Origin of the sequence: Bacillus sp. Nf3, assembly GCF_003028545.1 — a bacterium.
Lineage (GTDB): Bacteria > Bacillota > Bacilli > Bacillales > Bacillaceae > Bacillus > Bacillus safensis.
Map to the genome: position 1 here is coordinate 1 of NZ_PYUA01000142.1, position 505 is coordinate 505.

Sequence of the window (505 nt, forward strand, 5' to 3'; positions counted from 1 at the left end):
GACCGCAGTAACGCTGCCGTCGCCGATCAGCTTGGTGGCCTTGCCGCTGGCCACGTCGATCTGGAACAGCGGGTGCTCGCCGAGGTCATCGGCGGTGGTGTAGATGCTGGCGCCGTCGGCGGACAGGGCGATGCCACCGGCCGAACGATCCCACTGCGGCGCGATCTCGCGGGCCTTGCCGCTGGCCAGGTCCATCGCCATCAGACCGAAGCGGTCGGCCTCGAAGCCCGGACGCTTCATCGCGCGATAGAACAGGGTCTTGCCGTCGGCGCTGAACACCGGGCCGGCATCCCAGGCCGGATTGGACGCGGTCAGGTTGACCGGCGCCTGCTTGCCGGCGGCGTCGAAGCGGTACAGATCGAAGTTGGTCGACCACGGTTCCTGCTTGCCAGCCACGCGGATGCTGGCCACCACGCTGGCGCCATCCGGCGACCACACGAAATCATCGTTGCCACCGAACGGCTTGGACGGTGCATCACCGTCAATGGTGGCGCTCAGCGCCGAA

The 505-nt window shown here is 67.7% G+C and carries 1 protein-coding gene; it reads right to left on the reverse strand.

The features are described 5' to 3' along the window. The coding region (locus C9414_RS21225; protein ID WP_181286210.1) for a TolB family protein at positions 1-505 on the reverse strand (505 nt) is incomplete at both ends.